Source organism: 'Santalum album' aster yellows phytoplasma (assembly GCF_018283495.1).
In the GTDB taxonomy this organism is placed as follows: Bacteria; Bacillota_I; Bacilli_A; order Acholeplasmatales; family Acholeplasmataceae; genus Phytoplasma; species Phytoplasma asteris.
In genome coordinates, this window is sequence record NZ_JAGVSK010000018.1 from 1 (window position 1) to 3,293 (window position 3,293).

The 3,293-nt window shown below is 21.3% G+C and carries 2 protein-coding genes; both read right to left on the reverse strand.

Annotated elements, in window-relative coordinates; genetic code table 11:
- Nucleotides 1-559: 559 nt before the first annotated feature.
- Complete coding sequence (locus KE631_RS02505) at nucleotides 560-907, reverse strand: hypothetical protein (RefSeq protein ID WP_212509264.1); 348 nt, start codon at nucleotides 905-907, stop codon at nucleotides 560-562.
- Nucleotides 908-1,153: 246 nt separating this feature from the next.
- Nucleotides 1,154-1,786, reverse strand: coding sequence for a YqaJ viral recombinase family protein (locus KE631_RS02510; protein WP_212509265.1), 633 nt, complete (start codon nucleotides 1,784-1,786; stop codon nucleotides 1,154-1,156).
- Nucleotides 1,787-3,293 lie beyond the last annotated feature (1,507 nt).

Consider the following 3,293-nt stretch of genomic DNA (forward strand, 5'->3'; position numbering starts at 1 on the left):
AGCATTAATAATTCTTTTGAGTTTTCAAAAGAAAAATATTTTATTTCTTTTGAAGAAATCAGTAAAAAAATTCAAGAACTTTTGTTTGGAAACAATTTACCTTATGTTGAATTGGAAAATAAATCTAAAAAAATAATAGCATTTCGACCAAAAAATAACTTTTCAAAAACATTAAACGGTCATTTAACTTTTATTAAAAACCAAATTAATTATTTTTATTATTTTTATTTAAATAGAAAAGAATTTAAAAGAAAAATTCTACCACACATCAAATTTATTGAATATTCATTTTTTTATATTGAAATTTTAGAAAATGGTTATATTTCCAAAATAAATTTTCATCATCAAGAAATAAAAAAAATAGAATTAAGATTATTAAAAAAACAAAATAAAGTAAAATTTATTTTTTCTTTAATTGAAATTAAATTTAAAATCTTAAAAAAGCAATTATTTTTATTTTTGAAAAAATCTATTTTAAAAAAAATTATTTCTTTTATTACAGCTTTCATTAGTCACACATATATATCTAAATACATTATTTTTCAACATATAGTTTTTTTTATAATTTAATTATTAATTGATTAGATTTATAAAGAATATTTTGCGAGTTTATTTTTTCATTTAAAAAAAACGTATGAAAAACAAAATTCCAATTATTAAATAGCAAATCAGGGAAAAAGGTTGAAAAATCATTTACATTTAAAATTTTAAGAGGATACCAAAAATACATTAAATAAGTATTTAATAAATGTTTTTTAATGATTTTGTTTTGAAAATCTAATATATTTTCATCTAACAAATCTAAAATATCTGAATATTGTTTTTGTTGTAAAAAGTTTGTTTTTACGTTTGAGAAAAATGGATTATTTTCTTTATTAATTTTTTTTAATGCGTTTTCTATTAACAAATCTTCAAATAAAAGCCCTTTGTATTTGGTATTTATTTTTATTGAAGAAAAACTTTTTCGACAAAAAAATTTAGAAAAAAATTGGTTCGGGAGTTGTAAAATTGCATTAAAATAAAAGCCAATGAAGCGTGTATTTCTAAATATGTAAGTGGTGTTTTTGATTTTTTTATTAAATAATTGGCTATGTCTGAAATATTAAAATTGTTTTTTATCATTTTAAATTAAATTTCCTCTTTCTTTTATTTTTTATTGGTTAAATTTTATTAATTTTTTTAAATAAGTTGTTTGGGATAATTCTTGTTTTGATTTGTTTAATAATTCTAAATATTTTTTGCCATCTGAAATCATTTTTTTCACAAATTCATTATCTTTATAAATCTTTACAACATGGTAATTGGTGTCATTAAAATAAACTAGAAAATAAGCAAATTTAGCTTGAGAACAATAAAGTTGACATTGCACTTGAGTCCAATAGTTAGAAGGAACTTGTTTCTTTGAAAAAAATGGATTCCAAGTTGCAGAAACTTTATTATTTTCCACAAAAGGACATTTGATTTCTAATAAAGTATTAGTTTGTTGGTTATAACCATCTAAACTAGCAGAAAACATATCTAATGTATCATCAGTAAAGATGGTATCGGGGAATTTTAAATTAGTTATTTTTTCAAAGAAGGTGCGGGCAATTGGTTCGGTTTTATTGCCGTGTTCGGTATATTTGTTACTAGTAAAAGGTGCTCCAAATATTTTGTCATGAACTAGTTGTTCTAAACTTCTAAATTTATCATTTCCTGTGATGCTTCCTATTTCTGAGGCATTAATGTATTTTTTACGATGATTATACCACTTATAAGTTCTTTGGTTTAAATTATTAATTTGCATTGATTTTATTATCACTTTCTAAATTATTTTTATCTTTAGGCTCATTATTTGAATTTTTATTTTTTGGAAATATAATATTATTGTTTTGGTGATGTTTTGAGTTTAGGGATTGATTATTTATTTTATTGTTTTGTTATGCTATATTTATTTAATGACAAATAAAAAGACCCTTAGTAAAAAGAGTCTGGGGTTTAAAGGTATTAATTAAAAGGCTTGTAAGTTAAAATAATAATTCCGATGGTGAAATTTAGATCATTCATTTTCATCCTCCTTCACAGATGTGATTGATGAGATTTAAGCTGTTTTTTCTTCTTTTTTTCTCTTTCCACTAGCAACTTTGACTTTTTGTCCTTCTATTTGGGATTGGAGTTTTTCTTATTTCATTGATTTTATCTATTTTTGTAATAATTTTTGCTCATTATTCTTGTCTGGCATTTTGATTTCTAAGTTTTGTAGTTTTTTGTTGGGGAAAAAGATAATAAAATTATATCTTTGATGAAAATTAAAGTGTTTGTAATTAATTTAAAAAATAGGTTTGAAACCCAGAAACAATAAGAATAGTGAAAATTTTGTTGTTTGATTCCATCCATTCTTCGTTCAAGTATTACGGTAGTGCTAAATCCTTTTCGGTATAATTTAGAATAAAATTGCTAATTGGTTGTAACTATTGAAAATAACCACATATTTCTTTTACCTTCTTAATAATTTTAAGAATTTTACTTCGTTTTTTAAACGATTTCTTTTGTTTTTAAAAGTTTACGGTGGTCTAAATTAAGCCATTTGCCTTTGGGTGAAATTGGGAATGTGCCCTTGTTTAAATTTCTGAATTTCGTTTTTTGTTTTAAATAAAAATAGAAATACAAAACATTAAAAGAATCATCTTTAGATTTTGAAATTTGTAAATTTTGAGTAGCCCAAAAAGGTTTAGTATGGAAATGAATATAACCAATAACTACTCACACTATTATAGTTATGTATGAGGTGTTCCGTTTTTAGACATATTTTAATTTCAAAATTACTCTTTAAGACTTAAAATTAAATAGATAATTTTATATCTTTTTCAAATTAACAAATAATTTCATTACACTTAAAAATGTTCAATGTTTTTTTAATTTTCATTTTAAGTTTCCTTTCTTTTTTTTATATTTTAAATTTAGTTATTTGTTTTTGAGGGGTTATTAAAAGAATAATTATTTATTAATATTTAAGGTATAATGGTGTTAAGTTGTTATTTTATTTAATGGGGGATTTTTTAATGATAAATATGTATGCATTATTGCAAGATTTAAAAAGTTCATTTGTGTTGTTTTTGATTGTTATTTGTTTTTGGGGGTTTTATTATTTGTATTTTAAAACTTATACAAAAATAATTAATATAATTTTTAATAAAAAAATTATATTAGAAAAAGGCGAAAATTGTATAAAAAAATTAAAAAATATTCGAAAAATAATTAAAGAACTTAATAAACTAGAAAATAGAAAAAAATTAAATTATTTATTAACAAAA